The organism is Bacillus sp. A015 (genome assembly GCF_053851875.1).
The window spans coordinates 1-25,442 of sequence record NZ_JBSPZB010000030.1 but is presented as its reverse complement, the minus strand read 5'-3'; the positions used below and the strand labels follow the sequence as shown (position 1 = coordinate 25,442).

30 protein-coding genes, 2 tRNA genes, 1 rRNA gene and 2 pseudogenes are annotated in these 25,442 nt (G+C 40.6%); 23 read left to right on the top strand and 12 right to left on the bottom strand.

Annotated features, from left to right (window positions below; all coding sequences use genetic code 11):
• Positions 1-276 precede the first annotated feature (276 nt).
• The 5 genes and pseudogenes from ACSLGF_RS17915 to ACSLGF_RS17895 all read left to right on the top strand — a co-directional run bounded on the left by ACSLGF_RS17915 (position 277) and on the right by ACSLGF_RS17895 (position 4,444).
• Positions 277-1,170, top strand: coding sequence for an alpha/beta hydrolase (locus ACSLGF_RS17915; RefSeq protein WP_456007612.1), 894 nt, complete (start codon positions 277-279; stop codon positions 1,168-1,170).
• Between the two features lie 196 nt (positions 1,171-1,366).
• Entirely contained in the window at positions 1,367-1,732 is a 366-nt protein-coding gene (locus ACSLGF_RS17910; RefSeq protein WP_367308386.1) for an MmcQ/YjbR family DNA-binding protein, read from the top strand.
• 104 nt (positions 1,733-1,836) lie between these two features.
• Positions 1,837-2,577 (top strand): annotated as a pseudogene (locus ACSLGF_RS17905) (SDR family NAD(P)-dependent oxidoreductase).
• 105 nt (positions 2,578-2,682) lie between these two features.
• Positions 2,683-3,504, top strand: a complete 822-nt coding sequence (locus tag ACSLGF_RS17900; RefSeq protein WP_456007610.1) for a MerR family transcriptional regulator — start codon at positions 2,683-2,685, stop codon at positions 3,502-3,504.
• Positions 3,434-4,444, top strand: coding sequence for an alpha/beta hydrolase family protein (locus ACSLGF_RS17895; protein WP_456007608.1), 1,011 nt, complete (start codon positions 3,434-3,436; stop codon positions 4,442-4,444). The genes ACSLGF_RS17900 and ACSLGF_RS17895 overlap by 71 nt, the downstream gene beginning before the upstream one ends.
• A gap of 106 nt (positions 4,445-4,550) precedes the next feature.
• Here the strand turns inward: ACSLGF_RS17895 and ACSLGF_RS17890 are convergent, their stop codons facing one another.
• Genes ACSLGF_RS17890 through ACSLGF_RS17880 form a run of 3 tightly spaced genes read right to left on the bottom strand, consistent with a single transcriptional unit; the run spans position 4,551 to position 6,547 of the window.
• Positions 4,551-4,907, bottom strand: coding sequence for a hypothetical protein (locus ACSLGF_RS17890; RefSeq protein ID WP_456007606.1), 357 nt, complete (start codon positions 4,905-4,907; stop codon positions 4,551-4,553).
• A complete protein-coding gene (locus ACSLGF_RS17885; protein ID WP_456007604.1) occupies positions 4,892-5,752 on the bottom strand; it encodes an SAR2788 family putative toxin in 861 nt (286 codons plus the stop codon). Before ACSLGF_RS17885 ends, ACSLGF_RS17890 begins: the two co-directional genes overlap by 16 nt.
• 9 nt (positions 5,753-5,761) lie before the next feature.
• On the bottom strand, positions 5,762-6,547 hold the full coding sequence (locus tag ACSLGF_RS17880; protein WP_456007602.1) for a S8 family serine peptidase: 786 nt from the start codon (positions 6,545-6,547) through the stop codon (positions 5,762-5,764).
• Positions 6,548-6,813: 266 nt separating this feature from the next.
• On the opposite strand from ACSLGF_RS17880, the gene ACSLGF_RS17875 reads away from it, so the two are divergent.
• From ACSLGF_RS17875 to ACSLGF_RS17860, 4 genes and pseudogenes are all read left to right on the top strand, one after another.
• Complete coding sequence (locus ACSLGF_RS17875) at positions 6,814-7,962, top strand: type II asparaginase (protein WP_456007600.1); 1,149 nt, start codon at positions 6,814-6,816, stop codon at positions 7,960-7,962.
• 567 nt (positions 7,963-8,529) lie between these two features.
• Positions 8,530-9,135 carry a TetR/AcrR family transcriptional regulator gene (locus ACSLGF_RS17870; protein ID WP_456007598.1) on the top strand — a complete coding sequence of 202 codons (606 nt, stop codon included), beginning with the start codon at positions 8,530-8,532 and terminating at the stop codon, positions 9,133-9,135.
• A gap of 31 nt (positions 9,136-9,166) precedes the next feature.
• Positions 9,167-10,369: an MFS transporter gene (locus ACSLGF_RS17865; protein WP_456007596.1), complete on the top strand. Its 1,203-nt coding sequence runs from the start codon at positions 9,167-9,169 to the stop codon at positions 10,367-10,369.
• Positions 10,370-10,690: 321 nt separating this feature from the next.
• Positions 10,691-11,150, top strand: a pseudogene (locus ACSLGF_RS17860) (GNAT family N-acetyltransferase).
• On the opposite strand, the gene ACSLGF_RS17855 reads toward ACSLGF_RS17860, so the two are convergent.
• Positions 11,145-11,618 (bottom strand): GNAT family N-acetyltransferase, encoded by a 474-nt coding sequence (locus ACSLGF_RS17855; protein WP_456007594.1) that lies wholly within the window; start codon positions 11,616-11,618, stop codon positions 11,145-11,147. The pseudogene ACSLGF_RS17860 and the gene ACSLGF_RS17855 sit on opposite strands and share 6 nt — an antisense overlap.
• A gap of 45 nt (positions 11,619-11,663) precedes the next feature.
• Here ACSLGF_RS17855 and ACSLGF_RS17850 point away from each other — a divergent pair, with 45 nt between their 5' ends.
• Positions 11,664-11,939 carry a YesK family protein gene (locus ACSLGF_RS17850; RefSeq protein ID WP_456007593.1) on the top strand — a complete coding sequence of 92 codons (276 nt, stop codon included), beginning with the start codon at positions 11,664-11,666 and terminating at the stop codon, positions 11,937-11,939.
• On the opposite strand, the gene ACSLGF_RS17845 is transcribed toward ACSLGF_RS17850, so the two are convergent.
• From ACSLGF_RS17845 to ACSLGF_RS17835, 3 genes are all read right to left on the bottom strand, one after another.
• Positions 11,936-12,475, bottom strand: a complete 540-nt coding sequence (locus ACSLGF_RS17845; protein WP_456007591.1) for a GNAT family N-acetyltransferase — start codon at positions 12,473-12,475, stop codon at positions 11,936-11,938. The two genes, ACSLGF_RS17850 and ACSLGF_RS17845, sit on opposite strands and share 4 nt — an antisense overlap.
• Positions 12,472-12,867 (bottom strand): VOC family protein, encoded by a 396-nt coding sequence (locus ACSLGF_RS17840; RefSeq protein ID WP_456007589.1) that lies wholly within the window; start codon positions 12,865-12,867, stop codon positions 12,472-12,474. Before ACSLGF_RS17840 ends, ACSLGF_RS17845 begins: the two co-directional genes overlap by 4 nt.
• A 68-nt stretch (positions 12,868-12,935) precedes the next feature.
• A complete protein-coding gene (locus tag ACSLGF_RS17835) occupies positions 12,936-13,559 on the bottom strand; it encodes a GNAT family N-acetyltransferase (RefSeq protein ID WP_456007587.1) in 624 nt (207 codons plus the stop codon).
• 150 nt (positions 13,560-13,709) lie between these two features.
• Here ACSLGF_RS17835 and ACSLGF_RS17830 point away from each other — a divergent pair, with 150 nt between their 5' ends.
• The 6 genes from ACSLGF_RS17830 to ACSLGF_RS17805 all read left to right on the top strand — a co-directional run bounded on the left by ACSLGF_RS17830 (position 13,710) and on the right by ACSLGF_RS17805 (position 17,795).
• Positions 13,710-14,261, top strand: a complete 552-nt coding sequence (locus ACSLGF_RS17830; protein ID WP_456007585.1) for a TetR/AcrR family transcriptional regulator — start codon at positions 13,710-13,712, stop codon at positions 14,259-14,261.
• Positions 14,262-14,340: 79 nt separating this feature from the next.
• On the top strand, positions 14,341-14,895 hold the full coding sequence (locus ACSLGF_RS17825; RefSeq protein ID WP_099728635.1) for a dihydrofolate reductase family protein: 555 nt from the start codon (positions 14,341-14,343) through the stop codon (positions 14,893-14,895).
• A gap of 105 nt (positions 14,896-15,000) precedes the next feature.
• The gene (locus tag ACSLGF_RS17820; RefSeq protein ID WP_099728636.1) at positions 15,001-15,474 is read left to right on the top strand and encodes a MarR family winged helix-turn-helix transcriptional regulator; all 474 of its coding nucleotides are present in this window, start codon (positions 15,001-15,003) and stop codon (positions 15,472-15,474) included.
• The gene (locus ACSLGF_RS17815) at positions 15,458-16,081 is read left to right on the top strand and encodes a nitroreductase family protein (protein WP_456007583.1); all 624 of its coding nucleotides are present in this window, start codon (positions 15,458-15,460) and stop codon (positions 16,079-16,081) included. The genes ACSLGF_RS17820 and ACSLGF_RS17815 overlap by 17 nt, the downstream gene beginning before the upstream one ends.
• Before the next feature lie 17 nt (positions 16,082-16,098).
• Positions 16,099-17,151 carry an LLM class flavin-dependent oxidoreductase gene (locus ACSLGF_RS17810; protein WP_456007581.1) on the top strand — a complete coding sequence of 351 codons (1,053 nt, stop codon included), beginning with the start codon at positions 16,099-16,101 and terminating at the stop codon, positions 17,149-17,151.
• Between the two features lie 350 nt (positions 17,152-17,501).
• Positions 17,502-17,795, top strand: coding sequence for a hypothetical protein (locus tag ACSLGF_RS17805; RefSeq protein WP_456007579.1), 294 nt, complete (start codon positions 17,502-17,504; stop codon positions 17,793-17,795).
• Positions 17,796-17,837: 42 nt separating this feature from the next.
• On the opposite strand, the gene ACSLGF_RS17800 is transcribed toward ACSLGF_RS17805, so the two are convergent.
• A complete protein-coding gene (locus ACSLGF_RS17800) occupies positions 17,838-18,392 on the bottom strand; it encodes a helix-turn-helix domain-containing protein (RefSeq protein ID WP_099728640.1) in 555 nt (184 codons plus the stop codon).
• A 112-nt stretch (positions 18,393-18,504) separates the two neighbouring features.
• Here ACSLGF_RS17800 and ACSLGF_RS17795 point away from each other — a divergent pair, with 112 nt between their 5' ends.
• Positions 18,505-19,092: a LysE family transporter gene (locus ACSLGF_RS17795; protein WP_456007577.1), complete on the top strand. Its 588-nt coding sequence runs from the start codon at positions 18,505-18,507 to the stop codon at positions 19,090-19,092.
• Between the two features lie 4 nt (positions 19,093-19,096).
• Here the strand turns inward: ACSLGF_RS17795 and ACSLGF_RS17790 are convergent, their stop codons facing one another.
• Entirely contained in the window at positions 19,097-19,648 is a 552-nt protein-coding gene (locus ACSLGF_RS17790) for an N-acetyltransferase family protein (protein WP_456007575.1), read from the bottom strand.
• A 124-nt stretch (positions 19,649-19,772) separates the two neighbouring features.
• Between ACSLGF_RS17790 and ACSLGF_RS17785 the strand changes: the two genes are divergently transcribed.
• Positions 19,773-19,958 carry a CsbD family protein gene (locus ACSLGF_RS17785; protein WP_456007573.1) on the top strand — a complete coding sequence of 62 codons (186 nt, stop codon included), beginning with the start codon at positions 19,773-19,775 and terminating at the stop codon, positions 19,956-19,958.
• Between the two features lie 94 nt (positions 19,959-20,052).
• Here the strand turns inward: ACSLGF_RS17785 and ACSLGF_RS17780 are convergent, their stop codons facing one another.
• Both ACSLGF_RS17780 and ACSLGF_RS17775 read right to left on the bottom strand, forming a co-directional pair.
• Positions 20,053-20,373 carry an AzlD domain-containing protein gene (locus ACSLGF_RS17780; protein ID WP_456007571.1) on the bottom strand — a complete coding sequence of 107 codons (321 nt, stop codon included), beginning with the start codon at positions 20,371-20,373 and terminating at the stop codon, positions 20,053-20,055.
• The gene (locus ACSLGF_RS17775; protein ID WP_456007569.1) at positions 20,370-21,095 is read right to left on the bottom strand and encodes an AzlC family ABC transporter permease; all 726 of its coding nucleotides are present in this window, start codon (positions 21,093-21,095) and stop codon (positions 20,370-20,372) included. The genes ACSLGF_RS17780 and ACSLGF_RS17775 overlap by 4 nt, the downstream gene beginning before the upstream one ends.
• 297 nt (positions 21,096-21,392) lie before the next feature.
• Here ACSLGF_RS17775 and ACSLGF_RS17770 point away from each other — a divergent pair, with 297 nt between their 5' ends.
• Both ACSLGF_RS17770 and ACSLGF_RS17765 read left to right on the top strand, forming a co-directional pair.
• Positions 21,393-22,268 (top strand): DMT family transporter, encoded by an 876-nt coding sequence (locus ACSLGF_RS17770; RefSeq protein WP_456007566.1) that lies wholly within the window; start codon positions 21,393-21,395, stop codon positions 22,266-22,268.
• 80 nt (positions 22,269-22,348) lie between these two features.
• Complete coding sequence (locus ACSLGF_RS17765; protein ID WP_456007564.1) at positions 22,349-23,368, top strand: S66 family peptidase; 1,020 nt, start codon at positions 22,349-22,351, stop codon at positions 23,366-23,368.
• Positions 23,369-23,406: 38 nt separating this feature from the next.
• Here ACSLGF_RS17765 and gltP read toward each other — a convergent pair whose 3' ends face one another.
• Positions 23,407-24,657, bottom strand: a complete 1,251-nt coding sequence (gene gltP / locus ACSLGF_RS17760) for a glutamate-aspartate/proton symporter GltP (RefSeq protein WP_034324613.1) — start codon at positions 24,655-24,657, stop codon at positions 23,407-23,409.
• A 369-nt stretch (positions 24,658-25,026) separates the two neighbouring features.
• Here gltP and ACSLGF_RS17755 point away from each other — a divergent pair.
• The 3 genes from ACSLGF_RS17755 to ACSLGF_RS17745 form a co-directional block, all read left to right on the top strand.
• Positions 25,027-25,103: transfer RNA gene (locus ACSLGF_RS17755), tRNA-Arg, on the top strand.
• A gap of 11 nt (positions 25,104-25,114) precedes the next feature.
• A tRNA-Gly gene (locus tag ACSLGF_RS17750) sits at positions 25,115-25,188 on the top strand.
• Positions 25,189-25,364: 176 nt separating this feature from the next.
• A 16S ribosomal RNA gene (locus tag ACSLGF_RS17745) occupies positions 25,365-25,442 on the top strand; the annotation flags it as partial.

Here is a 25,442-nt window from a genome sequence, read left to right as displayed (position 1 = left end):
AACAACATTCGCATTCAAACGAAACTAAACAACCAATCACCGATAAACTATCGGCAATTGGCTGTATAAAGGTGTTTTGATCCCTGTCTCAAAAACGGGGGTCAGTCCCCTTAGCGCCACAGTGCTTTTTTTATTGGTGTATACTTGTTTCAAAGAGGATGAAAGTGGGAGATAGATATAAAGTGAACTGAATAAAATTTGTCTCTGATCAAGTGGAAGGAAAAAAAGAAAAGGCAACGAAATAGGAAGAAATGAATAAGATAGGAGACTGAGATCATGAACTTAGAAGAACAAATTAAAATCGCTGCGTCTTTACGTCAACCAACTGAAGGTTCATTACCGAGTCAATCGGAGCTGAAACCAGTCCATCCTCCTGAAGTGAACAAAATGGAATATGACATCCCAACATGTGCTGGCGAAACAAAGGTGTGGGTATTCAAACCTGTGAACGCAGCGAAACAGCCGCTTCCTGTTTTTGTGAACTTACATGGCGGCGGATTTATTCTAGGCAGCGCTGAAATGGATAACCACTGGTGTCCTGTCATAGCAGACCGAGCACAATGTATCGTCGTCAATGTTGAGTATCAGCTTGCACCCGAAAATCCTTTCCCAGCCGCTCTTCATGAATGCTACGATGTGATGAAGTGGCTGTATGAACATCCTGATGAGCTTCAAATAGATCCAAATACATTATCCATTGGCGGACATAGTGCAGGAGGAAATTTGGCAACAGCTGTTTGTCTGCTGAGTATCCAAAAAGGGAACAAACTCCCGATTGTCTATCAAGTGCTTGATTATCCGCCGCTTGATTTAGCCACTGATCCAGAGCGAAAGCCAGCATTTGAAGAAGCAATTCCAGCCGAAATGGCGAAGCTCTTTAATGCATTCTATGTACAAGAAGAAGATGCGCGCAATCCGCTCATTTCTCCGGTTTTTGCAGATAGATCATCCTTAGCACAAATGCCGCCGGCTCTTGTCATCACAGCTGAGAAAGATTCGTTAGCTGAAGAAGCCAAACAATATGCTGACAAGTTAAAAGAAGCAGGGGTAGATGTCACGTATCAGCAATTTAAAGGAGTTCCTCACGCCTTCACACATGCAGGGGATTTAGAAATTGCTGAACAGGCTTGGCATCTCATGAGTGATCAATTAAAGAAGGCGTTTGAATAAGAAATGAAGGTTGTAGCCTTTCTTTTCTGATATAGGACAAAGCACAGGCCCGCTCCCTCCTGTGCTTTTGTTGTTTCAATCGATCTTTTGCTGAAATCCTAAGAAAGAGATGTGGATGTAAAAAGGATCAGAAATCTATCCTCGTTTTCTATATAATATAAAGAAATGGCGATGTCTTAAAAAAGGAGCTAATTCAATGGAAAAAGAGAAACTACAGGTATTTTGTCTTTCTTTAAGTGGTGCAACCCATGATTATCAGCCGGAGTGGCAGGCAGATCGTTATCATATTGGTGGAAAGATGTTTGCTATGATGGGCGGAGATGCGAATCGAAAACCTGTCATCACTTTAAAATGTGACCCTCAACGTGCTGAAGAACTAAGAGAGGCGCATGAGGGGATTATTCCGGGCTATTATATGAATAAGACTCATTGGAATTCGATTTACCTTGATGCGGACATTCCATCTTCATTTGTAGAGGAGTTAATCGAACATTCCTACCAATTGGTTTTTCACAAATTAACAAAAAAATCTCAACATGACATCCTCCAACATGATGAATGAAGTGAGACAAGTTAATAAACCCTGTGATTCTCTTCAAAATTGACTAGAGCGAAGTGCTGTCGTTATAATTTAACCAGTTAGAAGACGTTAATAGGGGGATATAAATGAGCTATACAGTCATTACAGGAGCAAGTTCAGGTATTGGGTATGAGGCGGCGCTAGCCTTTGCAGCACGAGGCAAAAACCTTATTTTAGCTGCACGCCGGCTCGAGAAACTCCAAGAACTGAAGAAAGAGATTCTTGATCAATATCCCGATATCAAAGTAAACATACAGTCTGTCGATTTAACCGACATGGAGCAAGTGTATTCATTTTATGAATCATTGGCTGAATATGAGCTTGACACATTCATTAATAATGCAGGGTTCGGCCATTTTGGTTCAATAGGAGAACAGGATGTAAGAAAAATTGGAGATATGCTTCATCTGAATATCGAAGCCTTAACGATTTTATCCACTTTATTTGTTCGTGATTATGAGCAAGTAGAAGGGGCGCAGCTGATCAACATTTCTTCAAGAGCGGGCTATACAGTCGTCGGCAATGTCGGCCACAAAGTTTTACGTGAGCGCCTTTACAGAAGGACTGGCACTAGAGTTGAAACTAAGTTACAGGCGAAAATATTAGCACCTTCCGCGACGGAATCAGAATTTGCAAAGCGTTCATTAGATGTAGACCAATTTGAATATGAAGGCAATATCAAGAAATATCATACATCAAAAGAAATGGCAGCTTGTCTGCTCGAGCTTTATGATCATGAAAAAACAGTCGGTATTGTTGACGGCAAGACATTTGATTTTGAATTCAAAGATCCGATTTTTTCACATGCTGGTCCAAGTATGAAATAGAAATTACACATCACTGAGGGCAGATTTCCTCGGTGATTTTTTTATGGCATGATTGACTGTGTGGTAACCACATGGTTTAGAATGTGTACACAAGGAGGGAATCTGGTGACGTATGTAACAAGTGGAGAAGTATGTAAGCTATTAAACAACACAAAGTATACGCTTCGTCATTATATAGAACAGGATCTTGTACGCCCTGCGAAGGTCGCTCAAAATGGATACCAATTATTTGATGAAAAAGAGATTTATACCCTTTATCAAATCTTCTTCTTAAAAAAGGCGGGCTTCTCTTTAAAAGATATAAGCGAGACCTTTTCGAATGAACAAAGTATCACTCTGTCCTACCAAGAAATGCTGGATCAGGTCGAGAAGCAAATACAGGAACTAAGCGAAGTGAAACAGCGTCTGGAGCATATGCTGTCGATTCAAAACAGCCTTCACCTTAATAAAACAACCATCCAAGATCGGCCAATTCGGTATTTAAAACAGATCCCGCATCATCTTCTAAAGGGTGAAACAGAGCTGGACTTTAAACAAATCGTTCATCAAAAGGAGCTGGATCTGTCTCTTTTTGAGGAGAGATATTATGTGATCAATCTGCAAGATGACACAACAATTTCTTATTATGTATCAAATGAACATGATTATGATGTGAGACTGGATGCAGGTTCATACGCGGTCAAAAGCTTTTTAGCTGGAGATGAAGAGAAGGTCATAGAAGAAATTGAGGCTTTTCTACATGAAGTACCTTTTACACAAGAGAGTGCACAACCTTCGTCTATCATCTTATATGAGAATGTATCAGTCTCTGTCACGTACCAAAATTCACAGTTGAACAGGGAGCGGGGAATAGAAGATGAAAAAAAGGATTTGGCTGATCATCGCTACAGCGGCATTCATTTTTATTGCAGCATTTGTATTTTATGAAAACAGCTTTGCTATGAATGAAAAGGAAGTCGTCATGGAGACAGAAAATGGGGCATTATCAGGTATCGTGACCACGCCTAAGAAAGCGCCAATCAAAGGAGTTGTGCTTTTTGTACACGGGGATGGTCCACAAAATGCCACATATGACGGAGGATACAGACCCTTAATGGAACGCTTTGCAAAGCAAGGCTATGCGTCTATCTCCTGGGATAAGCCCGGGGTGGGTCAATCAGAAGGAAACTGGCTCCATCAATCCATGGAGGATCGTGCAAAAGAAGTAGACAATGTGATCAAATGGGCGAAAAAAGAGCCTGATCTTCAATCAAAACAAATCATCTTATGGGGAGCAAGCCAAGCGGGCTGGGTGATCCCAAAAGTAATGGCAGATCGAACAGATATCACAGCCTCCATCCTTGTCGGACCTGCTGTCAATTGGATGAGACAGGGAAGGTACTATACAATTCAAACATTAAAAGAAGCGGATGCATCTAAAGAACAAATTCAAAAAACACTCAAAAAAGAAGATGAGCAAAACAAATTATTAGTAGAAGGCGCAGCATTTCGCACATATCAAAAGAAAACGGACGTTCAAGAGATGACAAAAGATCGATTTGAATTCATTAAAAAGAACATGAAAGCCGATGCCACTTCAGATATCAAGCGCATCCAAACACCGACCTATTTGGTTTTGGCGCAGAATGATCGAAATGTAGATTCTGCTGAAACAAAAAGGATCTACGAAAAAGAAGTAGCACCTAAATGGTTGCATGTTCAAACAATTAGAGGCGTAGAGCATTCAATGCTGAATCCGCTCATTCATCATTCAAATACCCTGATCACATTAGCAGCGATCGCCGCACCGAAAGACTTCCTGCTTAGCCAAGCGTACTTGGATCACTGTGAAAACATACTAGAGCAGCTAAAAACACCTTTGCATTAGGTGTTTTTTTCATGCTTTTTGTTAGAAGTGAAAGAGTACATTTGAAATTTAAAACCACTCAGGATAAAACCTGAATGGTTTTTGATGTTATGCAAATTAAAAAATTTTAAATGTCGTTAAAATCTAAGCCTAAATTCTTTTTCATTTGAAGTACTAAATAATCTCTTTTTAAAAATTTACCGTTTCGAACCTCCGGAGAAAAGATTTTAGGATTGAATAATTCTATCCCGTTTTCAATCCACTGTTTTCTCCAAATGCCATGAGATTTTTCAACAATTTCTTTATCTGTTAACCCTTCATGGTCAAATTCATCACAATCAAAATCATCCACACCAAATTCAAAACCACAACATGGACAAATTTCGTTACTACCTGCGAAATCCGAATAGTAGGGTCTTTCCTCTAATTCATTATAGCCACAAATTAAACAAATGTTTTTATTCATTTCTACTGATCCTTCCAATAGTTAATTCCTCTTTTAGGTTTGAAAAAAGTGATAATGACATCTTTCCCTTTTTGTTTTTCAACAGATAAAAATTCATTGGTTTTTTTATTATATTTATAATAACGGTGTTTACCATTAAATTTTTTCTTGCTTTTCTTTTCTAAAACATTTTTGCTTTTAGCTTTTCCTAATAGTGTACGTGCTTTATTCAGATACTCAGATTTGGTAATGTTACCAAATTCTTTTTTGTGTTTCTTATAATGATAATCTAAACGTGACATACTCACTTTTTTAACTGCTTTTGAAGCAGAGGTTTTCTTACCGTGTTTTTTAACTGCGTTTTTTACACTGGCCTTACCAAATTTTTTTATAGCTTGATTAATTCCAACACGAGCAATGTAAATAGCTACAACTACTAAAGGATACCATGAAGCTTGAATTTGTGAGTCACTTACTGTATATTCTTCGCCAGTTTCAATGTCTACTAATAACAGATGAGGATCGTTTGCTTTAGCAACATCAATATCTGCGATTTCAAAATTATATTTTACAGTCTCTTTCATGTCTTCATCAACTATTTCAGCTTCAATCATTGATAATTGATTTAAATCTTGAGATAAAATCACTTTACTATTTATCAATAAATTTTCGTTTTCAACACTTACTTCAAGTTCTAGTTCATCATTTGTATTTTTAATTACCTCTGTACTAAGCAATTTATCTGTGTTTTGTAAAGTGGTAATATCATTTGCATTAATTTCATCTTCATGTTCAATCGAATTCGTAGTCGCATTTGAGATGCTAGGTCCAATAATCGAAAATATCATCACTAAACTTATTAATTTAATAATATTCTTAAACATCATAAACTCCTAATTTTTATTTAATAATAGTCCATAACCATAGGTTGAATCTCTTTCGACATTTTTAATCACTTGAGTTTTTTGTTTTAACCTGTGAAGAATATCTTTAAATGATAGCGAAAAATCATCTGGTATTATCTTCGAAATATACCCTGTAGCGTTAGCTGTAGCAAAAGAAGTGCCACTTAAAACTTTAACTTCAGCCAACTTTTTTATTTTCACTGTTTCTACATCTACACCAAGAGAAACAAAATCAATCTTTCCTTTAGCTGCAAGTTTATATATCTTATTTTTAGAATCAACAGCAGAAATAGAAATTACATTATTATAATGGGCAGGATAATCACTTTTTAAACCAAATTTATTACCTGCAGCAGCTACAATTAAAATATTATGACTAACCACTTCATCAATCTTTTTCTTTAGTTTTATATTATTCTCAGAAAGACCAAAACTCATATTAATGAGATTCACTTTATTTTCAATACACCAATCTAATGCCTTAATTAAAGTTTCTATGTTTGTGTTCCCATTCTCGTCTAAAATATTTCCATCATAAAAATCTATGTTCTCATTATTTTTACTAATAATGTCGGTAATAGCAGAACCATGACCTAAAGAATCTAACACTTCCCTTTTATTATCAAAGCGCTTTTTAACAGAAACATCAACATGATTTATGTCAATACCGCTATCAAGAACCGCTATTTTAATGTTGTGATTACTTTTAGATATGTAAATGAGAACAATGATAGTTATTATAAACAAAAAAAGAAAAATAAACTTTATTTTCATATTTCCTCCTCTCTAGTAAATTGTACATGTGAATTTTTTTTTCGCTATATCTAAATAAGGATATTAAGGTAAATTTAAGGTTATATAGTATATTTTTTATAACTTAACTTCTATTATAAAGTATTTCATCGGAAATATAGAGTTTTTTCCATCAATTGGTTCTATAACTTTTGCCTCATGCTGATGAATGAAGGAATGTTATAAAGTAAACCCTATAGAAAGAGATATAGCCATGAATCCATCAAATGAAGAAAAGAGATGATCCGATGAACATGACAAAATGGTTAGGTGCTGTCCTTCTTTCTGTTTTATTACTAGCGACAGCAGCTTGTGCAAACACGAGCACTCAAGAGAATAATCAAAGCAAACAAGAAAGCACATCCAATGAAACAAAAGAAAAAACGACTGCCATTGAGACAGGGAACAAGTCGTTATCTAATATTAAGGTACTGGCGACAGGTGGGACCATTGCAGGTGCTTCAGATAGTGATACTGATACGACGGGATATAAATCTGGTTCACTAGGTATCGATAAAGTCATTGCCTCCGTTCCTCAGCTGAAGGATATTGCAAACGTTACGGGTGAGCAGGTAGCGAATGTTGGCAGTGAAAATGTTGATAACGCTCTTCTTTTAAAATTAGCCAAACGAGTCAATCACCTTTTAAATGATGACAAAGTAGACGGCATTGTGGTTACACATGGAACAGATACTCTTGAAGAGACTGCTTATTTTTTACATTTGGTTGTGAAAAGTGATAAGCCCGTTGTGGTTGTTGGCTCAATGAGGCCAGCATCAGCAATTAGTGCGGATGGGCCGCTTAACTTGTATCATGCTGTCAAAATTGCATCCACAAAAGAAGCAAAGGGCAAAGGTGTGATGGTCACATTAAATGACCGAATTGCATCGGCCCGATTTATTACAAAGACGAACACCACCACTACAGATTCCTTCAAGTCACTTGAGCAAGGCTACATAGGAGAAATTGCTGGTGAAGTGGTCTCTTTTTATACCGAATCGACAAGAAAACATACGACTGAAAGTGAATTTGATGTATCAAAAATAAAAGAATTGCCACAAGTTGATATCTTATACGGCTATCAAAATGATCAAAAATATGTGTATGATGCAGCGGTAAAAGCAGGGGCGAAAGGCATTGTTGTGGCCGCACCCGGAAATGGCACGATGTCCACTGAAGCGATTAAAGGGGCAACAGATGCTGTGAAAAAAGACGTGGTCATCGTGAGATCAAGCCGCGCAGGAAATGGAATTGTTACACATGAAAAGATGGATGATGAACATCACTTTGTTTCTTCTGATTCATTAAATCCATCAAAAGCGCGGATTCTGCTCATGCTGGCTCTAACGAAAACAAAAGATCCAGAAAAAGTGCAATCTTTTTATGAACAGTATTAACTAGAAGACCCGAAGTATCGGCTTTCAGCGTGTAGACAAACCCTCGCATTCGCCCGCAGGTCTGCGTGCCGGTGCTCACGAATGTCAAATTCGCTCCGCTCCGGTACTCGTCCTTCCTAGACTGCAAAGGTTTTCTATCACGCTGAAAAGAAGACAAAGGGCTAAAATAAAGATCATTTTAGCCCTTTGTCAACAATCTGAGACCCGAAGTATCGGGTCTTTTTTTCGCACATTTAACACCGAAACATCCACTTTTTCAACAATAATGGGCAAAGAATACTTCCCATGACCCCCGCACATTCATAAAACGCGGTTGGTTTGAATATTTGAACAGATAGTAGGCCAAGGTAGCAATGAACAGGTCATAAATGAAAAACAAGGATAAGTCTTTTTTAGTGATGGCACAAATGACCGTTTTGTTTGTTTTCACATGAACCACTCCTCATGAAGTCGATGACTTTTTCATTGTATTATGAACAATATCCATTTATAATAAAAAAATAAACCAACTGGTCGGTTTTATTTTGTCCGCATGAAGAAATGCAGAGTAGAAGGGATTGTTAACAGATGACAAGTACACAAAGCGGGGCTGAAAAGAGTGAGAAGACGAAGCAAAAAATTGTCACCGCTTCACGTGATTTATTTGCGAAAAAAGGATATTCAGAAACATCCGTGCGAGATATTTTAGAGGCTGCTGAGATTAGTAAAGGCAATCTCTATCATCATTTTAAAGGAAAAGAGTTTTTGTTCCTTCATATCATGGAAGAGGATCATCGCTTTATGATGGAGACGTGGCATGAGGAGAAACAAACGCTGCATCGAGCCATAGATAAGCTCACAGGATTTGCAGAGTTGCTGAGTCAAATGGGGATTAACTATCCTTTAATGAGAGCAAGCGAGGAATTTTGTGCAAGTGCATTTACATCAGATGAAGTCATGGAACGGCTGAATAAAATTGATGTGGACTTTGATGATGTGATGAGAGACATCTTGCTTGAAGGAAACGAAGATGGCAGCTGGTCGATCCAGCATGTGGAGTCAAAAGTGAAAATATTACTTTCCGTTTTTTACGGATTAGACGTGTTATATAAAAATGACACGATGAAGCAGAAGAAAGAGTTACAAAAAGAGGCGATCTCATTGTTTATTCACGGAATCAACCATCATGAGTAACAAATGAGTCAGTGAAGGAGAAACAAACATCATGCAAAAATCGATTCGTGAGCAAAAAGCTGTACTCATTATTTTATTAAGTAATATATTTATTGCGTTTTTAGGCATCGGCCTCATTATTCCTGTCATGCCGCTATTTATGAATGTGATGCACCTAACAGGCAGTACGATGGGATACCTTGTGGCTGCGTTTGCTGTTGCGCAGCTCATTGCATCACCTGTTGCAGGAAGATGGGTAGACCGCTACGGCAGAAAGATTATGATTGTGTCAGGGCTGTTTCTATTCGCTTTATCAGAACTCGTCTTTGGCTTAGGGACACATGTGTATGTTCTTTACTTTGCGAGGGTTCTAGGCGGCATTAGTGCGGCGTTTATCATGCCGGCTGTCACCGCCTATGTCGCAGATATCACGACCGTTCAGGAAAGATCAAAGGCGATGGGATATGTATCTGCGGCCATTAGTACCGGCTTCATCATTGGACCGGGAATTGGCGGGTTTATTGCAGAATACGGCGTTCGTCTGCCATTTTTCTTTGCAGCAGGCATTGCGTTTATTGCCGTCATTTCGTCTATGTTTATGCTGAAGGAGCCATTAACAAAAGAAGAGCGAGCGAAGCAAATGGAACAAGTAACGGAATCTACCTTCTTTAAAGATTTGAAAAAATCCATTCACCCAAGCTATCTCATCGCCTTCATCATTGTGTTTGTGCTGGCGTTTGGACTATCCGCATACGAAACGGTCTTTAGCTTGTTTACAAATCATAAGTTTGGTTTTGGACCGAAAGATATTGCGATTATCATTACCGTCAGCTCGATTGTGGCGGTCATCATCCAAGTGCTTGTCTTCGGTAAATTGGTGAATGCTCTTGGGGAAAAAAGAGTCATCCAGTTATGCTTAATCGTCGGGGCGATCTTAGCTTTCGTGTCGACTGTCGTTTCAGGGTTTATGGTCGTACTAATCGTCACGTGTGTCATTTTCCTTGCGTTTGATTTATTACGGCCAGCATTAACGACATTCTTATCTAAAATCGCTGGCAATCAGCAAGGGTTTGTCGCAGGGATGAACTCCACTTACACAAGCCTTGGCACGATTTTCGGACCAGCGCTTGGCGGCATTCTATTCGATCAAAATATTCATTTCCCATTTTTATTCGCAGGTGTTGTCTTATTTCTTGGATTAGGCTTAACCCTTATTTGGAAGGGGAACGCGGCGGAAGAGGCAGCCGCAGAATAACGAAATGAAGCAGAAAGACACATAAGAGACCTTTCAATTAAGGTCTCTTCAGCGTGTAGACAAACCCTCGCATTCGTTGTCAGGTCTGCGTGCCGGTGCTCACGAATGTCAAATTCGCTCCGCTCCGGTACTCGTCCTTCCTAGACTTCAAAGGTTTTCTATCACGATGAGTTGTGGCTTCAGGTGATTCAATGCCTGTGCCATTTTTTTATTTTGATGCAGAAGAATTCTATTTGTTGCAAAGAGTTACTGCATGCCCACAGCTTTTTTATCTAGCATGCGGCATTATTATGTAGCAGGCAAGGCAGAAGCAGAGCTTTCATTATTGGCTCACACCTGAATGAGATACAAAGACATGCGTATTCTTTTCCATCGACATTTCCTCATCTGCCTGCTCCTCATCAGGGGTATATGGTGAAGCGCACGAATGAACAGGTGATCACTGCAAGCAGGGCGTTCTCTCATAGCTATTACGAAACATATTGGGGAGAAACGGCTCGCTTTCTATCAAAAGGAATTGGGGTTGCCATCTTACATGGGGAGCAAGTGGTCAGTGAATGTATCTCCATTTTTTCAAGTGAAGATCGTGTGGAGTTAGATATTTGGACAGATGAAGCCTATAGAGGAAAAGGGTTGGCATTGTTAGCAGGTCAGCACCTGTCTAGAAAATGGCAGGACGCCGCATTGGGATTGCGATGTCCATCACCTAGCTTCGACCAAACTGGCAGAGAGGCTAGGCTTTCAGTGGACAAAAACCTATCGATTGTTTTATGGCTCATGATGAGAAGGTTTTGAGATACCAAGCATCCATCGCAGAATGCTCTGAGCCTTCTATCGGCTCAGAAAGAAGAGAAAAGCCATATCGTTGATAAAGACCGGTGGCTGCTGTTAATTCACTACGGGTTTCTAAATAACAGGCTTCGTAGGTTGTAGAGGCATATCGCAGCGCCGTATCCATCAGTTTTTTGCCCGCACCTTTTCCTTGTGCCTTTGGACTTAAATAAAGCTTTTGTAATTCACATACTCCATTTGTAAAAGGGGCAATGCCTACGCCGCCCACAATGTCACCATGCTCTTCAGCAATCCAATAGGCTGCATGAGTCAATGACTGATAGTATTCGAAAAGCTGATCAAGGTGTGGATCTGTGTAGGCTGTACCTTCAATCGCAAGATTCGCTGATTCTAGTGACTGGCGAATAATGGCCGCGATATACGGATTGTCTTTTTGTTGAATGGGTCTAATGTTCATTGGGAGAACCTCCATTGTCATAGGATAAAAAAGAGAAAGGAGTTGATGCAACATGTTCTGGCTGCAAACCGCCATTTTTACAATCCTTGTGCTTTGTCTCTCGTGGTGGGCAGGGAAAAGACGCAGATACCGCCATGCTGGGTGATTCTTCCTATATGTATCACCCTGTTTGGATTGATCTTATTGATCAGTAGTTTCTTCATTGGCAGATGGGAAGGGACGGCGCTCAGTATATCAAGCGTCTCTATTATTCTAGCTTCAATGATTTGTTTGATCATCGTCACAGGGATTCAATTTTTTCAAAAAGATGACCCTTCTTAAGCAGGGGTATCTCCATTGTTGATTTGATCGTATTCTTCACGCAGAATGCCCATGATGATGACATCTGAATAAGTACCATTGAAACAGAGCGCTTGACGTCTTTTTCCTTCATATTGAAATCCGGCTTTCTCATAGCTGCGAAAAGCTCTTGGATTATGAGAAAAGACTTCAAGCTCAAGACGGTTGAGTTCTAATGTGTCAAAGGCGAATGCTTGTACCATCCGAACAGCCTCAGTACCATAGCCTTTTTGAAAATGTTCTGGGCCATGAAGCGCAATCCGAAAGCTTGCAGTACGGTTCATCGGGTCAATATCCACAATCGCCGCATCCCCAATCATTTCTTTCGTGTCAAGCAGACAAATAGCGAAATCTCGTCTGCTGTCATCCTGCAGAAAGCGGGTATAGGCTGATCGAATTTCTTCTAGTGTGAACGTTTTGCGTGTGCCAGTCATATAAAGTGTTTCTTCATGCTGGCATCCTCTTTGAATACCGGGATAATCGTGCTCTTCAATTGGTCTCAAAAATAAACGAGTCATGACTGATCACCCTCCTCTATATATCGAGAGATTTCAATTAAATTCATATCAGGATCACGGATATAAACGGATTCAATCGGACCTAATGTACCAGTGCGCCTGACTGGCCCCTCTTCGATTGGAACGACCTGCTTTCGAAGGTGCAGCAGCAAACTGTCCATATCTAAATCGGTGATAAAGCATAAATCAGCAGATCCAGGAAGGGGATGAGCAGCTTTTGGTTCGAATTCATGACCGGCTTCATGAAGGTTGATCTTTTGTAAACCAAAACGAAGAGCTTTACGGCCTTCTCCAAAAGTCTCTTCCTTCATCCCTAATACGTTTGTATAAAAGCGAATGGTTTCCTCCATATGTTGTACAGTCAACACGATATGATCAAGTCGTCGTATCATCAGTCTCTCCTCCAAGTATGATCATTGATTGAACTGTTTCTATTATATCATCACCTGAAGAGGATACCTTATTTAATCACGGTTTTATAACTCCAGCTTTCTAAGAACATTTCCTTTCCGCGCAATACTCTTTCATCAAACTCCACCCACCCATTTTTCCGGTAGAACTGACGATTGGCCTCGCTGTGTGTAATCAGCGCAAACAGTCCGCCTCCTTGTCGAGCGATAAAGGGGAAGAGACATTGCTTTAACATGCGGCTTCCGAGTTTTTTCCCTTGCTGGTTTTTTGCGACGACAAGCGCTTCTAGATACCAATAAGGTTTCTTTAAGGAAAAACACGCTTTTTTTGCCTCCTTTAAAATATGGAACACATGCTGAATGGCCGATATGCCGCCTGTAAAGAGCAGCTTTAACCCACCTAACAAAATATAATCCATGATGCCTGGTTCAGGAAGATGGGGGTGTTTTAAAAGGGCAGCAGACACAATTTGCTCGTTCTCAACCCCGACAAAACAGATTTGATGCTGAAAATACACTTTTGTGTTGATCAAATGCAGCTGACGGGCGAAAGCAGACCGCTTTGAAACCCTTTCACATAACAAATCAAAAAATGTATAATCCTGAAACGAATCATATAACAACTCTGCCACTTGAGGCAGTTCATCCTCTCTAGCCATTCTAAATTGAAACATCAGTAGGTCCTCCCTTTTTGAACAGATATAGATTAGTGAACATATGTCGATTATAATGAAGAGAAAATCATACGAACATCGGCAATAGCTGATCTCTTGTACAAAAATAGACAACTGGGGCCAAATTGTTCAAAAACGGAGGGCCGTCTCATGAAGGATAGACGAACAATCAAAACAAAAAAGGCGATCAGGGAAAGCTTTCTTGAGCTTTTAAAGGAAAAAGAGGTGCAGCAGATTACAGTATCAGAGCTATCAAGAAAAGCGGATTTAGGGAGAGGTACCTTTTATTTGCATTATCATGATGTGTTTGATTTATATGAACAGCTTGAGAAAGAACTATTCGATCAGCTTGGCGGATTATATGATGAAACCTTTCCGAGTCAGGATCCGCTTGATATGCTTTCCTTTTTAAACAAAACCACAGAGTATTTGAAAGAGAATCAATATATGCTGACGTTATTTGTTAAACCCAATGGTCCAACGACGAATCAATTTAAAGCGTTTTTTAAAGGAAAAATCATGAAAGAGTGGCAGCTTGACCAGCGTCATATTACGGAGAATGAACAGATTGAGGCTTCTTTTGTCGTGTCTGGTGTCGTTGGTGTACTTGAAGAATGGATTCATGAAGACATGACAGTCGATGCCGGCAAGCTCGCACACAAATTGTACGAGCTTCTCGTCAAGGTGGAACAGGAATCGTAAGAAGTGAGAAAGCAATGTATCCTTTCTCTTTCCTTTCTGCTACAATCAGAATGTATGTTCTATTTGGGAGTAGGGAGTGATGAGATTGAGTGAAAAAAGGAAGCTGCTTTTTTATGGGGCGATGAGTATCGATGGTTATTTAGCGAGAGAGGATCACCGTCTCGATTGGCTAATCGGAACAGAGGGCGAAGAGGAAACGAGATATGATGACTTTTATGCGTCAGTCGATACGCTCATCATGGGGCGTAAGACATATGAGCAGGTTCTTAAGCTCTCACCTGATGAATTTCCTTATGAAGAAAAGACCTGCTATATCGTTTCACGCACTTTACAAGATAGTCATAAAGGAACACACATCATTCGCGAAGATCTCTTATCATTTATCACAAGCTTAAAAAATGAAAAAGGCCAACATATCTGGATTGTAGGCGGCGGGGAACTGCTTCAGCCTTTATTAAAAGCAAGATTGGTCGATGAGCTTTTTCTTCAAATCGTACCTGTCATGATTGGAAAAGGAATTCCTCTTTTCCTTCCAACGGATCAGGAATCTAGATTTTCATTACAAGAAGTACAACAATATCAACAAATTGCTGAAATGCATTTTGTCTTAAAAGAAGATCGAAAAGACCACTGAACCGTGGTCTTTTTTCGATGAAACAAACACGTTGACAAGAAAATACCCTAGTGTTAGGATAAATTCATCCTAGTTTTAGGATTTCTTGAAAAAGGAGTATTTGCCATGGTGCAGCATGAACATGAATTAGATTTAAGGCTATTCCGCGTGTGGTTGAAAGCCTATCAAGCCCTTTTTACAAATATCCAAAAAGACATTGAACGTTATGATATCGGTTTTGAAAATTTTCAGATCCTTGAATTGCTCTATAGTAAGGGGCCGCATCCCGTCCAAAAAATTAGTGACATCTTATCAATCCCAAGTGGAAGTATTACATATGTCGTGAACAAGCTAGAAAAACAAGAACTGGTTAAAAGGCAATGTGCGCCATCTGATAAGCGTGTATTCCATGTGCGGCTTACGAATAAAGGAAAGCAATTGTTTGACGACATTTTTCCTAAACATACAGATGTCATTTCACAAAATCTGTCCTTTATTGAAAAAGAAGAAAAAGAGCAGCTCATCGAATTGCTAAAGAAAATTGGTTTAGGTGCAGAACAACTTCGCGAAAAGGAGAAACAAGATGACACTCAGCTTTGATACATTGGTACGTGAAAGGCGATCAGCATCAAATTTTTTGCCGAATATCTCGATTTCGAGAGAAGAGCTTAACAGCATATTTGAAGAGGTCAAGATGGCACCATCTGCTTTTAACTTACAGCATACACAATATGTCGTCGTCCAAACAGAAGGTCTCAAAGAACAAGTAAGAGAAATCGCATTTGGACAATATAAAGTGCATTCCGCTTCAGCAGCTATCATTGTGCTGGGAGACCCGAACGCTTATGAGCAAGCAGGAAACATATATGAAGGCTTAAAAATGCTAGGCATTTTAAACGCACAGCAATATGAAGAAATGGTTAGAGAGACGATGAGTTTTTATGAGCAGAGAGGGGCGGTTTTTCAGAAGGAAGAGGCGATCCGCAATGCTTCATTATCTGCCATGCTGTTTATGCTCGCCGCCAAAAACAAAGGCTGGGATACCTGCCCAATGATTGGTTTTGACCCTGAAGCAATGAAAAAGGTTCTGAACATCGAGTCGGATTTGGTTCCTGTGTTAATGATCACACTCGGAAAAGAAAAAGTAGAAAGCAGACAAGCGAGAGGCTACCGAAAGCCTGTCTCTGAATTTGTGACATATTTATAAGATAGGGGGTTCCATCCATGGAACTAGGAATTAGTACATTTGTAGAAACAACACCTGATTTTCAAACAGGAAAAACAGTCAGTCACGCACAGCGTATTCGAGAAGTAGTAGAAGAAATTATTTTAGCAGACCAAGTAGGTCTTGATGTATTTGGAGTAGGTGAGCATCACCGTGAAGATTTTGCCGCATCGAATCCAGCGGTCGTATTAGCGGCTGCGGCAACGCAAACAAAGAATATTCGTCTGACGAGTGCAGTGACAGTCCTTTCATCGGCAGATCCTGTTCGTGTATTTCAGGATTTTGCTACATTAGATGGACTATCTAACGGACGTGCAGAGATCATGGCAGGCCGTGGATCATTTATTGAGTCATTCCCGCTCTTTGGCTATGACTTAGATGATTATGAAGAATTATTTGAAGAAAAACTAGATTTACTCCTGAAATTACAGCAGTCAGAGCGTGTGACGTGGAGCGGAAAGCATCGTCCAGCCATTCAAGATGTTGGGGTATATCCAAGACCTGTTCAAGATCCACTTCCAATCTGGATTGGCAGCGGGGGGAACCGTGAATCCGTCGTACGTGCTGGATTATTGGGGTTACCGCTTGTACTCGCGATCATTGGTGGCAGTCCTAGACAGTTCGCACCGCTCGTTCAGCTATACAAGCAAGCGGCTGTACATGCTGGACATGACCCGGAGAAATTAACTGTGGCGTCACATTCGCATGGATTTGTTGCAGAAGAAACAGAGCTGGCAGCAGATCAATTCTTCCCTTCCACACAGCATGTCATGAATACATTAGCGAGAGAGCGGGGCTGGGGACCTTACACACGTTCTACGTTCGATGCAGCGAGAACATTAGAAGGCGCACTGTATGTGGGAGATCCAGATGCAGTAGCTGAGAAAGTGATTCACCTGCGAAAAAATGTTGGGATCACACGATTTATGCTTCATGTACCAGTTGGTTCAATGCCGCATGATCAAGTGCTAAAAGCCATTGAGTTATTTGGAAAAGAAGTGGCTCCTAAAGTAAGAGAAGAGGTTGCTCGCTGGGAAGCAGAGCAAGAATAAATAAAAAGGTCGATCAAGTGAATAGGCTTGATCGACCCTTTCTTATGCTTAAGGGTCAATGACACATGGTTTCACTGTAGGGCATGAGGCAGCAGAAGCAAGTGGTGTAGTCGTCAAGGTGAAGAGGAAAACAAGTTGAAAACAGATGAGCCATTTTTTCATGAAATCACCTCCGTCGTCAATTGTTTCACTAGAATGAGATAAGGAGAAAATCATAGAAGTATGTAAATCTCTCTATCCAGCATAAGACAATCATATCATAATTTTCGAAAAAATGAAAAAATAACTTACTAAAGTTCTAAATTATGGTAAAGTTAATATGTTCAACAAAAAAAGGGAGGGATTTTTTTATGAAAAAGGTCATATCTTCTGTTTTGGTTGGAGCAATTGTTTTAACGGGTGCTTGGGTCACAACTGCTCCGGTGGAAGCAAAGGAAAAAGCAAACAGTGAAATAACGGTTCAAGCAAGTCGAACTGTTTCAGAAACGAGAACATATACGACGTCAAACATCCCATCAAGTATTACATATGCAAAGGATGGCTGGGTCGGTATTTTATATCAATCTTCCATTGAAGAATTAGGCTTAGGAAAATACAGAGTCACATTTACTGGAACTGTTGTGAGAGATCCAGGGTTTCATTAAATAAAACGTAAAGCTGACAGATGGACAAGCCTGTCAGCTTTTTTAATGGGGATAATAAAGAATCATTTGCATCCGTACCATCTGTTCCCCTGATTGCTTATACTCATGGGCACGGTCAGCTTTAAAGCGAATTGAGTCGCCAGCTTTTAATATGTATTGTTCATCACCGATAGATACATCAAGCGCTCCCTCAAAAACGGTGATCAATTCCTCTGTTCCTCCAATGTGTTCATTCGCACGTAACGACCCGCCAGGATCAATTTCTACCTGGTACACTTCGAATTTCCCCCGATCATCAAAGGGAAAAGTCGTATACACACGATATCTTCCATCGTCCTCAGTTAAAACCTGCCCGTCCTCTTTACGTACCACCTTGATTTCAGGCTGCGGTGCGTAGATGAGCTCACTAAAAGACACCTTTAATCCATTGGCGATTTTCCACAAAGTCGTGATGGTAGGTGTTGATTCTCCTCTTTCGATTTGTCCAATCATTGTTTTGCTCACACCAGTTAATTCTGCCATCTTTTCGAGGCTTAACTTTTTTTGATCTCTAAGCTGCCTCACATTTTTAGAAATAATCGATTGTACGTCTTCCATGAAAAAAGCTCCTTTCTGTATTTACTTTATAAAGACCAAAAGGTACAATAAAACGTAATATACGTGATGAAGTAAATATAGTCTAAATAACGTATAAAAGGGAGGCGGCAACTTGATTCTTTCTATGTTGATCTATGCTTTTGTCACCAGCTTCACCCCCGGGCCAAACAACATCATGGCCATGGTCTTTACGAATAAATATGGGGTCAAGAAAACATTTCGATTTTGTTTAGGTGTTGGTATCGGGTTTTTCGTCATTTTGTGTTTGAGTTGTTTCTTCAATATCATTCTATATCAAGTCATGCCGAAAATAGGCTGGGTCATGGCTTTCATCGGAGCTGGGTACATGATCTATTTAGCCGTCAAAATCATGAAAAGTAAAGGCGGCGATGACGAAACACTTGACCGCTATAATGATTTTATCCCAGGCATGCTGCTGCAATTTATCAACCCGAAAGCGCTTTTGTATGGGTTAACGGTGATTTCAACATTTGTTTTGCCAAATGGACAGTCCAGCGTGCAGTACATGTTATGGACGCTGATTCTTGCACTCATTGGATTTTTAGGCACGTTCAGCTGGAGTCTGTTCGGCTCTTTATTCAAGCGTTTCTTGACTGTTTATCAGCGGCCGTTCCAGTTTGTCATGGGGCTGCTCCTGATATACAGTGCTATTTCGATGATATGGGGCTATGTCATGTAAGCGGTCAGGAGACCGGCCGCTGCCTGCCCATCACAACAGTATCATCATACAGTCCGTCTGCCAGTCGTTTATCGTTTTTTAATACCCCTTCAATCTCAAAGCCATGGTGTTCATATAACCGAATGGCTTTGAGATTGGTCTCCAGCACGTGAAGTGAAATCTTTTGAATGTCCTGCTTATCTGCCCAGTCGATAGAAGCGGCTAAAAGCTCTTTGCCGATGTGATAGCCCCAAGCATCCTTCTGTACAGCGACACCAAACGTCACTTTGTGAGCAAAGCGCTTGAGTGAATACCCTTCGCATCTTGAAAAGCCTACAATCTCTCCTTCGATGTCAGCGACCAAAAATAAATGACGGCTTTGCTTGGAATCCTTTTGAATGAAAGCTTCAAATCCTTTTTCATCTAGAAAGGCTTCGCCTGGTTCACGGTCTAAATATTCTGTTTCACCATCGATTTTCAGTCTGAGAGCAGACAACCGTTTGGCATCTGCTAACGCTGCAGATCGAATACGATAGGTCAAATCACGAACTGTGAATATGTTTTCAGATAGGATCATTGAACAGAGCACCAACCCTTCATTCCTTTATGTCTATCATACCTGAAACGGGTACATAGCACACTCAGATGTTTTATCTTTCAAAAAGGCTAAATGAAAAGTATCAAACGTGGAGGTGGAACAAATGAGTGAAGAAAAAGAACATATGGATAAAGCGAAAGGAAAAACAAATCAAGTCAAAGGTCAAGTGAAAGAAAAGCTTGGTGAAGCAACAGATCATCAAAACCTGAAAGCAGAAGGAAAAAAGGATCAAGCAAAAGGGAAGCTTCAAGATAAAAAAGGTGACGTGAAAAATAAACGAAACCATTAGCTTTCCGAAAGGTGTGCGAACCATTTGCAGTTTGCCTCATGTCTCCATGATCACATTCCTTTCATCAATCAAATGAATAGATATGCTTTTTCTTTTAGAAAAACCATCTGGCAGTACCCATCAGCATGACCCCAATCAGAACAGTGAGTGACAAGCTTTTTGTCCAAATAGCGATCAGCACAGTCGGAACCAAGACCGCAAGATACATCCAATGAACGGTAACGCCTGTTGTTGTATGTATGAAAAGATGCTCTGCAATCAACGCAGTAAATAGACAAATTGAGATAAACGATAACCACTTGAGTACGACTTCAGGCAGCTGGATACTCCGTACAAATAAAAATGGAACGACCCTTGGAATAACTGTCACAATCATACAACCAAGAATCAGCCATATCATAAAGCTGCTGATCATTTATCTGTCACCACCCCAATGGTTGCGACAATCACGGTTGCTAACAGAACTGCCACGTGCGAAGGAACAAAATGAAGCAGAATAAACATCGCAACTACTATATACAAAACAAGCGACAAGCGATGGGTTAACTTATTTTTTGGCACAGTTTGCAAAGAAAGGATCAAGAGCGCAGCAAACATGGCAGATAGGGCAAAATCAAGACCAAGCGCTTCAGGGTTTGAGATCCAATGTCCAAAAATGCCGCCAAGTGTACAGGCAGCAATCCAGCACAAATAAGCTGTTAAGTTCAGTCCATGCATCCAGCGGTTGTTCAGTTTTCCTTGCTGCGCTAATTTGTTCATCGCTACGCCAAAGGATTCGTCAGTCAGCAAAAGACCAAATCCGATATTTTGCTTCAAAGAGTAGCGGGTAAAGTGAGGGGCGAGCGTAAGACTGAGCAATAAATGCCGCAGATTCACAATAAATGTGGTGAAAATAATAGCGGAAAGGGGACTCCCTGTTACAAGCAGTGCACAGATGATAAACTGCGAAGCACCTGCGTAAATAAAAATAGATAAGAGCGCAATGTCCCATATACTTAACTGCGCGCTAATTCCGACAATTCCGAAGGCAAACCCAATACTGATATAACCGAGCAGGGTTGGTACACAATCTTTCACTCCCTCGAGAAACGGTTCGTGTCCCGCGCTGGGAATATGTTTCCTAGCTTCAATATCCAACGACCTCTACTCCTTTTCTGCGTGACCATCCATAGTTTTACTTACTATATGAAAACGAATTCAGCATGTCAATCCCTATTGATCTTCTATTATATGAAGAAAGATGGCGACAAAAAAGGATTGAAGTAAACCATAATTTGTTATAAAGTAATCAGAAAATAAAAACAATTGAGGTGACGACAATGCAATGGAAGCCTTTGTTTGAACATGATGTACCAAATACTCTCCGTCCATAACGGAGAGTGATCTCCGTTTGTGGATATGGCGATGAATATATCCAGTAACGGAGGGAAAAGGATGAATGAAAAATATATAGGTGCTCTTTACTTAGCAATTGCTGCAAGTATTTGGGGCGGCATGTACGTTGTTGTAAAAGTAACAGTAGCGGTTGTTCCGCCACTTGAACTCGTATGGATGAGATATGCAGTAGCAGGAGTCGTTTTGGTGTTCACCATATGGCGATTGGGTTATTCTTTTCGATTAGATAAAAAAGACATCCCACTCATTGCAGCGATTGGGCTGATTGGAAATGTTCTTTCGATTGTGACCCAAGAAATTGGCACGATGTACACATCTGCCCAAATGGGGGCGGTCATCACGTCTGCAACGCCTGCCTTTATGGTGCTTTTCGCGTTCTTTCTATTAAAAGAATCATTCACTGTTAGAAAGTGTGTCTCTATCCTGCTTGCTACAGTAGGTGTATGGCTCATGATTGGACCAGTCGCAGTGCAAACAGATGAATTTGTTGGCGGTCTCTCATTGGTCATTGCTGCTTTAACATGGGCGCTTATGTCTGTTCTGCTTAAACGGGTTCCAGGAAAGTACCCTCAGGTGGTCACAACAACATATGCGATTATCATTGCATTCATTGTATTAACACCGTCTGTTCTATTTCGCTTACCTCATTTAGATGTGGGGCAGATGGCAAGGCCTGAAATTTGGGGCGGTATTCTCTATCTTGGCATCATCTCGACAGCCCTTGCGTTCTTTTTATGGAATAGAGGGCTTCAGCTCATGGATGCCTCAAGCGGTGGCCTGTTCTTCTTCTTTCAGCCTATCGTAGGCGCAGCTCTTGGCTGGCTGCTATTGGGAGAAGAGATGGGGGTGCGCTCTTTCATTGGGATTCTATGTATCTTTGCAGGTGTCTATACTGTGCTGCGTCAAAAGGAATAAGATCAGATGTCCCTTGGAAAAGGGGCATCTTCTTGACAATGAACAGGATGAGAAATGAATAGTGGATGGAGGTGGACAGGATGATACAGTATCCTCATTTGCAAAAAGGACAGACGATTGGCGTCACAGCCCCTTCCTCAGGTGTACAGTCATCTTTGCATGAGATGTTTCAGCAGTCATGCGAGCGGATGAAAAAAAGAGGCTATGATGTCATATGTGGAGAGACGGTATGGCAGCAGGAAAAGGCAAAGTCAGCCCCTGCCACAGAACGAGCAAACGAGCTCCAGAACATGATGACATGTGATGAAATTGACCACATCATTCCGCCGTGGGGCGGACAGCTACTTATTGAAGTGCTAGAGCATCTTGATTTCTCAGCGATGCAAAAAAAGTGGATTCTTGGTTACTCGGATACGAGTGTACTCCTTTTGGCATTCACATTAAAAACTGGCATTGCCACAGCGCATGGGGCGAACTTTGTGGATCTTCGAGGAGAGGAGCTTGATCAGACGACTGCCATGTGGGAAAAAGTGCTCGCCACAACAGGGGAGATGAACATTACCCAGTTTTCTTCATATATGTATCAAAAGGAATGGCAGTATGATAACCCGAGTAAACATGTCTTTCATTTAACAGAGCCAACCGTATGGTGTACGGTTAATCCACACGAGACGACGGTGAAGGGAAGACTGCTGGGTGGTTGCATTGATGTCATACGTCATTTAGCAGGAACACCTTTTGGAGATGTGAAGGCTTTTCAAGAAACATTCCTTAAAGGTGAACCGATTCTATGGTATTTCGAAAACTGCGCATTAAATGCTGCGAGCATGAAGAGATCTCTTGTGCAATTAAAATTAGCAGGGTGGTTTGATGACTGCTCTGGGATCATGTTCGGCCGGAGCGCAGTGGATGTGCCTGTGGAAGGATATGAGTATACTGATCTATATGAAGAATTACACAAGGAATTACAAATCCCGATTGTTTACGATATGGATTGTGGACATGTTCCGCCGCAAATGACCCTCATCAATGGAGCGTACGCAGAAGTACAGATTCAAGACGAAGGCAAGGCAGTTCTGAAGCAAACCTTTTTACCATAAGAAAAGGAAAGGGCGGACCCTTTCCTTCATAGAAGACATTACATCCCTTTAGTTTCTTCACCTGCTTTTGGAACTTCCCATGCAGACTCACGGAATACTTTTTCCCATTTAGATACGACAATACATGCAACTGCATGCCCTGGTACATTCACGCCAGTTCGTGCCATATCCATAATTCTGTCAACACCGGCGATAATGGCGACACCTTCCGCTGGAAGACCTACTGCGTGGGCCGTTGCCAAAAGAACGACGAGTGAACCGGATGGCACAGCTGCAATGCCTTTACTTGTTAATACAAGGACAAGCATCATGAGGAGCTGCTGTGATAGACTCATGTCGACGCCAAACGCTTGTGCGAGAAACACACAGGAAACGGATAAATATAAACTTGACCCATCACAATTCAGAGAAAGACCAGAAGGGATCACGAAGGAAACGATTCTTTTTGGACAGCCGTATTTCTCCATCCGTGACATGAGTTGAGGAAGGACAGTTTCTGTACTTGTAGTGGAAAAAGCAACTAAGAACAAATCCCAAATCATTTTTAATACTTCGAAGTAGTTAAAACGGAAGATCAGTGCGACAAGAGGGAACAAGACAAATAGAATAATGAATAATCCTAAGAATACAGTCCCGACAAGCTTCATCATTGGGATTAATAAAACGATGCCATATTGGCCGACAGAAGCAGCCATTAATGCAAGAACCCCAATAGGTGCTGTCACCATCACCATTTGCGTCAGCTTAAACATAATTTGTGCCACTGATTCAAAGAAGGTTAGAACAGGAGCGGATGCTTTACCGATGCCGCTTGCGGCTACACCAAATAAAATAGCGAAGAAAATGACAGCAAGTAAATCATTCTGAGCCATGACATCGACGATATTGGTTGGAATGATATCTAATACCATTTGCTTAAAGTCAACGACTTTCTGAGTATAGCCATCTAATTCCCCAATATCTTTCTTAGCTAATTTAGAGAAATCAAGTCCAACGCCGGGCTTTAGGACATTAGCCAATAATAGACCGATCCCAAGAACGATGGTTGTGATGACCTCAAACCAAATGATCGTCTTTAATCCGAGGCTTCCCATTTTCTTCATGCCGCCGCTGCCAGCCGCACCGATCACAATAGTAGAGAAAACGATAGGAACAACGATCATTTTAATCAATCTAATGAAGCCATCACCAATTGGCCGCAGTGCCATTCCGAAGTCAGGGAAGAAATGGCCGATAAGAGCTCCTATCACCAAAGCGATCATGATTTGAAAAGCGACGAACTTTTTCATCATCTCCTACCTCCTTTAAATGCTTAAAAATATTAAGAATTTTCCAATAAATAAAAATTCTAGGCTGTCATGTTTTGTCCTCCTTTGGATTTAGAAAGATTTTATTTAAGAATGATTGAGATTATGAAAGAAGAGAAGAAAAATAGGGCTATCGCATCTCTATTTATCTAAGAAAAAATCACTTCTTAAAAAACATTAAATTTTTTCACAAAAATGTATTGACCCATTTATATGATCCATGGTATATTTTTATTCGTCGCTGATGACGCATTTGAAACACAGACGTTCAAACGCATGTGACAAACAAATTTCAAAAAGATGTTGACTTAATAAAAATGATATGTTAAGATAATTAAGTCGCCTGATTAAGCGCCCGTAGCTCAATTGGATAGAGCGTTTGACTACGGATCAAAAGGTTAGGGGTTCGACTCCTCTCGGGCGCGCCAATACAAACCACGCGGGTGTAGTTTAGTGGTAAAACCTCAGCCTTCCAAGCTGATGTCGTGAGTTCGATTCTCATCACCCGCTCCATTTTGAAAAAATGATCTTTGAAAACTAAACAAGACAAAACGTACCTGTTAATTCGAGTTTTTATAAAAAAATCTATGATACATCATAGGTAGTCAGTCAAGCTGACGAGGCAGGAAGGATCACATACTAAGTTCGCTGCATCATGTAGCAACGCATGTGTGATATGCATCCTGCATACCTCGGAGAGTTTGATCCTGGCTCAGGACGAACGCTGGCGGCGTGCCTAATACATGCAAGTCGAGCGGACAGAAGGG

What these genes read in the sequence shown, in the direction of transcription:
- ACSLGF_RS17915 (WP_456007612.1), top strand. Translation starts at nt 277, where the DNA reads ATGAACTTAGAAGAACAAATTAAAATCGCTGCGTCTTTACGTCAACCA.
- ACSLGF_RS17910 (WP_367308386.1), top strand. Translation starts at nt 1,367, where the DNA reads ATGGAAAAAGAGAAACTACAGGTATTTTGTCTTTCTTTAAGTGGTGCA.
- ACSLGF_RS17895 (WP_456007608.1), top strand. Translation starts at nt 3,434, where the DNA reads ATGAAAAAAAGGATTTGGCTGATCATCGCTACAGCGGCATTCATTTTT.
- ACSLGF_RS17885 (WP_456007604.1), bottom strand. Translation starts at nt 5,752, where the DNA reads ATGTTTAAGAATATTATTAAATTAATAAGTTTAGTGATGATATTTTCG.
- ACSLGF_RS17880 (WP_456007602.1), bottom strand. Translation starts at nt 6,547, where the DNA reads ATGAAAATAAAGTTTATTTTTCTTTTTTTGTTTATAATAACTATCATT.
- ACSLGF_RS17875 (WP_456007600.1), top strand. Translation starts at nt 6,814, where the DNA reads ATGAACATGACAAAATGGTTAGGTGCTGTCCTTCTTTCTGTTTTATTA.
- ACSLGF_RS17870 (WP_456007598.1), top strand. Translation starts at nt 8,530, where the DNA reads ATGACAAGTACACAAAGCGGGGCTGAAAAGAGTGAGAAGACGAAGCAA.
- ACSLGF_RS17865 (WP_456007596.1), top strand. Translation starts at nt 9,167, where the DNA reads ATGCAAAAATCGATTCGTGAGCAAAAAGCTGTACTCATTATTTTATTA.
- ACSLGF_RS17855 (WP_456007594.1), bottom strand. Translation starts at nt 11,618, where the DNA reads ATGAACATTAGACCCATTCAACAAAAAGACAATCCGTATATCGCGGCC.
- ACSLGF_RS17850 (WP_456007593.1), top strand. Translation starts at nt 11,664, where the DNA reads ATGCAACATGTTCTGGCTGCAAACCGCCATTTTTACAATCCTTGTGCT.
- ACSLGF_RS17845 (WP_456007591.1), bottom strand. Translation starts at nt 12,475, where the DNA reads ATGACTCGTTTATTTTTGAGACCAATTGAAGAGCACGATTATCCCGGT.
- ACSLGF_RS17840 (WP_456007589.1), bottom strand. Translation starts at nt 12,867, where the DNA reads ATGATACGACGACTTGATCATATCGTGTTGACTGTACAACATATGGAG.
- ACSLGF_RS17835 (WP_456007587.1), bottom strand. Translation starts at nt 13,559, where the DNA reads ATGTTTCAATTTAGAATGGCTAGAGAGGATGAACTGCCTCAAGTGGCA.
- ACSLGF_RS17830 (WP_456007585.1), top strand. Translation starts at nt 13,710, where the DNA reads ATGAAGGATAGACGAACAATCAAAACAAAAAAGGCGATCAGGGAAAGC.
- ACSLGF_RS17825 (WP_099728635.1), top strand. Translation starts at nt 14,341, where the DNA reads ATGAGATTGAGTGAAAAAAGGAAGCTGCTTTTTTATGGGGCGATGAGT.
- ACSLGF_RS17820 (WP_099728636.1), top strand. Translation starts at nt 15,001, where the DNA reads ATGGTGCAGCATGAACATGAATTAGATTTAAGGCTATTCCGCGTGTGG.
- ACSLGF_RS17815 (WP_456007583.1), top strand. Translation starts at nt 15,458, where the DNA reads ATGACACTCAGCTTTGATACATTGGTACGTGAAAGGCGATCAGCATCA.
- ACSLGF_RS17810 (WP_456007581.1), top strand. Translation starts at nt 16,099, where the DNA reads ATGGAACTAGGAATTAGTACATTTGTAGAAACAACACCTGATTTTCAA.
- ACSLGF_RS17805 (WP_456007579.1), top strand. Translation starts at nt 17,502, where the DNA reads ATGAAAAAGGTCATATCTTCTGTTTTGGTTGGAGCAATTGTTTTAACG.
- ACSLGF_RS17800 (WP_099728640.1), bottom strand. Translation starts at nt 18,392, where the DNA reads ATGGAAGACGTACAATCGATTATTTCTAAAAATGTGAGGCAGCTTAGA.
- ACSLGF_RS17790 (WP_456007575.1), bottom strand. Translation starts at nt 19,648, where the DNA reads ATGATCCTATCTGAAAACATATTCACAGTTCGTGATTTGACCTATCGT.
- ACSLGF_RS17785 (WP_456007573.1), top strand. Translation starts at nt 19,773, where the DNA reads ATGAGTGAAGAAAAAGAACATATGGATAAAGCGAAAGGAAAAACAAAT.
- ACSLGF_RS17780 (WP_456007571.1), bottom strand. Translation starts at nt 20,373, where the DNA reads ATGATCAGCAGCTTTATGATATGGCTGATTCTTGGTTGTATGATTGTG.
- ACSLGF_RS17770 (WP_456007566.1), top strand. Translation starts at nt 21,393, where the DNA reads ATGAATGAAAAATATATAGGTGCTCTTTACTTAGCAATTGCTGCAAGT.
- ACSLGF_RS17765 (WP_456007564.1), top strand. Translation starts at nt 22,349, where the DNA reads ATGATACAGTATCCTCATTTGCAAAAAGGACAGACGATTGGCGTCACA.
- gltP (WP_034324613.1), bottom strand. Translation starts at nt 24,657, where the DNA reads ATGAAAAAGTTCGTCGCTTTTCAAATCATGATCGCTTTGGTGATAGGA.